Source organism: Pseudomonadota bacterium, from assembly GCA_039714795.1.
GTDB lineage: Bacteria > Pseudomonadota > Alphaproteobacteria > JAGOMX01 > JAGOMX01 > JBDLIP01.
The window spans coordinates 1-3,222 of the sequence record JBDLIP010000158.1 but is presented as its reverse complement, the minus strand read 5'-3'; the positions used below and the strand labels follow the sequence as shown (position 1 = coordinate 3,222).

3 protein-coding genes are annotated in these 3,222 nt (G+C 45.7%); 1 reads left to right on the top strand and 2 read right to left on the bottom strand.

Translation table 11 applies throughout. The annotated features are described in order from the left end of the window. The coding region (locus tag ABFQ95_08190; protein ID MEN8237496.1) for a hypothetical protein at positions 1–266 on the top strand (266 nt) is incomplete at its 5' end. Positions 267–458: 192 nt separating this feature from the next. Here ABFQ95_08190 and ABFQ95_08185 read toward each other — a convergent pair. Further along, positions 459–1,013 carry an HK97 family phage prohead protease gene (locus ABFQ95_08185; GenBank protein ID MEN8237495.1) on the bottom strand — a complete coding sequence of 185 codons (555 nt, stop codon included), beginning with the start codon at positions 1,011–1,013 and terminating at the stop codon, positions 459–461. Next, positions 991–2,259 carry a phage portal protein gene (locus ABFQ95_08180; protein ID MEN8237494.1) on the bottom strand — a complete coding sequence of 423 codons (1,269 nt, stop codon included), beginning with the start codon at positions 2,257–2,259 and terminating at the stop codon, positions 991–993. The genes ABFQ95_08185 and ABFQ95_08180 overlap by 23 nt, the downstream gene beginning before the upstream one ends. Positions 2,260–3,222 lie beyond the last annotated feature (963 nt).

Below are 3,222 nucleotides of genomic sequence, written 5' to 3'. Positions count from 1 at the left end.
TTGATTTTGAACTAATTTTTTTTAACGTACAAGATGCGGTTGTTGGGTATTGTCCGGAGAAAATGGACGAATCAAATTATTTTCCAGCGGGAGGGGCTGGGTACCACTTGTCTCTTGCTGACTATAGCTCATTTATCATTCAAGCCTTGAGCACCTGCATCGCCGATTTTATTAGAACGAAGATCAAGAGTTGTCAGGTTTTGCAGAGCCGTCAAGACTTAAGGAGGCAAAACCTTACGATCTATTCAGTGTCATCCCGGACTTGATCCGGGATGACGCTCAATAGATCGCAAAGATTTTCCAATTCGCGCGACTTACAGTCGCACGTTCGGAAAATCAGCTGCCTGTGCTGAACTTGATTCAGTATTCAGGATGACGGCCGCGTTGGTTTCACTGAACAGCCCTGCAAGGAGGATGTCCCAAAGCGCAATTTATGCCCTGGACGGGATACTGAACAACTATCCTGTCAACACCTTGACCGCCTGTTTTAAACTGGCCTGTAGTTTCACTTTTTCAGGTACTGGGTCCTGTTTGACTTGGGTGACCCTAGCTTGCAGGTTGGCGGCAAAGGTCACCACCGAAACCTCGAATAGCTCAAGTGTACTGATATAGCGAATCCGTGAAGCTGGGTCTTGTTCAGATTCAACCACTTGATAACCAATCGAAAGCCCATCGATGGCGCCGTGTTGAATCAGGCTATAAGCCTCACGGGCTTTTTGCACATCAAGTAGTAGCTGTCCCTCTACGTAGAGGCCTTTTTTGTCCTCTTCAATCAGCTCCCAGATACCAATAGGGTCTTGGGTGTTGTGTTGCCAGAGCATTTTCGGTACTCGGTTTTGGTTTTGCCACTTTTGCAAGCTCTCCTTAAAGGCCCCTTGGACAATGCAGTCACCATAAGCATCGATGGTATTAAAAACGCTGGCGTATCCGCAAAACAAGCCTTTGTCATTGATGGATTTTAGGTAGAATGGAACCGGATGTTGAGCGGTTTCAGTTCTGGTTGGATGGGGCATGATTGCTCTCCTTGGTTTGTCCAGATTGGGTTGGTCCGGATTGGGTTTGTGATGCTGCAAGAGGAGGAAAGCCTAACAGCTGGCGTTTTTCTTCGTCCGTTAAGAAACTTGATTTTTCAATACGCTGCCAGCTGTTTTCCCGCCTAGGGGCCAGTGCGGGAATAGAGTCGACATTACATTCAAGCCTTAAGTCTTTGTCAAATTTTGGTAGCAGCCAATGGTTGAGTTCATCACACAAGTGATCCAGTAGTGGCAAAACCGTGTCTTCCCAGAGGTGATATCTGGACTCCCGGTAATTCGAAAACGTAGCATCTCCTGGAACACCGACCAACATTGGTGGCACCCCATAAGCCTGGCAAATTTCTCGAGCCGAGAGCAATTTGCCGGCGACAAAATCCATGTCTTTTAGCTTGTGTCCCATTTCTTTCCACTCGACATCCCCTTCCAGGAGTAAGACTTTGCCGGCATTGGTAGCCCCTTGGTAGGCTTCACGTAGGTTATCTCGCATATTTTGTCGTTGTTCTGCGGTCAGGCGAGGGGGGTTGGCGCCGCTTCTTGAATAGACTTTCAAAGCTCCCGAGGGACGCCCACCGTTTTGCAGCATGGCCAAATTATGGTTGGAAACCGCATTGTGTTGATCAACGGCGCAAGCGGCAGCTTCAACCGGGCTCATGCCGTACCAGTCATTCAAGGGGTGAAAGGTTTTAAGATGTAAAATCGGAGAATTACCATTTAGCAGATCAACACCAATCCGGCGTGATTGACCATTGACAGTATATTCATAACCAATGGGAACCCCGCCTGATCCAGGAACAATGCGCACTCGGTCGGGACGCAAGGCATACAACTCAAAGGGTTGTCCGCGAGCACCATCCACAGCCTCAATATAGCTGTTGCCCGACAGTAATTTGTGCGACAAGACCATTTCAATAAAGGAGGCACCACCCTGGCGCGGATTAGGATGGTGCAGCAGCTGCAATAGTGGGTGCCGGGTGATTTGTGTGTTGCGTTTCAAAAGCCGCCAAGGCACACTAGCCGCCCCGCGGCTTACCAGTGTCACGCATCTGTAGATGATGATGTTTTTCATATACCCTTCAAAGGAGAGCGATTCATAGTTTCGAGGCGTCCACACTGGCTTTCCCAGTGTATTGCAGGCAATAAGAGGACCTACGCGGCTTTCCTTTTTCGACCATTTGCTGAAAGCTTGCTTGAGGCGGCGAGGAGTATTCTTGATTTTAAAGGGCATGGTGTTAAGTGGTTCCTAATGATAGGCAAATCTGCAGGCAGTATGGGGCAGGGGAGAGAAGTGTTTTGTTGAAAAGCACCGGGAGCGGCAAATAGATTCAGAAATCAGAAATCAGAGGTCAGATGTCAGAAACTATTCCGCCTTGGTGATGTCACCAGGGGTAGAGATCCGTCACAGGAATACTAAGGACAAAAAAGTAAAAAAATGGTGAAAGGCGGTTGGGTAAGCTGAATTTTTTTCTGATCAAAAAGTTCGATACTAACTCCCTCAGTGAACTAAAAAGCAGCAGTAGTTAAAACCATAATCGACTCAAGTGCCTTATTTTCTAGGGCATCACGGATGACATCTCTTGGGTATACTTCTGATATTCAAAAAGATCCAAAGAAGCAATGTTTAGATATTTAAGATAATATTTGTACAAGAGAGTACTTTTGCTTATAAAGATGGCAGATCAGGAGAGGAACCATACAGAGGTCAGTTTTTGTCACAAGCTCGTGGGGGCTCATTGCCGCCCCCACACTCCCGCTAGGATATTTCCAAACAAGAATCATATATTTCCGGGTCGATTTCGAAACCAATTATGGCGATCATTTCAGTAATATTTTTGCAGCTTGAACTTGTGGCATAACAGATGATTGGCTGAAGGTAGCATTATAAAATCAAGAAAATATGCTTTATCCTGAGCTGAGTTTGGTGAATTTCTCTATATACTAAAACAATGCTCAAGCTTATCTAGCTGTAGATGCTTAATATTTCTAAAACAAATAATAATAAACATTCTTGTTTTAGAAATATCCTAGCGGGGGTGTGGGGGCGGCAATGAGCCCCCACGAATTTGCAACAAACAAGTAACAAAAAGAAAAGCAAAAGGGTATAAGAATAAATTATTTAAAACGATGGTTTATTTACTTGCTGGAAATTCGGATTTTTACCAACTGAAACTACGCTGTTCGCCTACCTAAA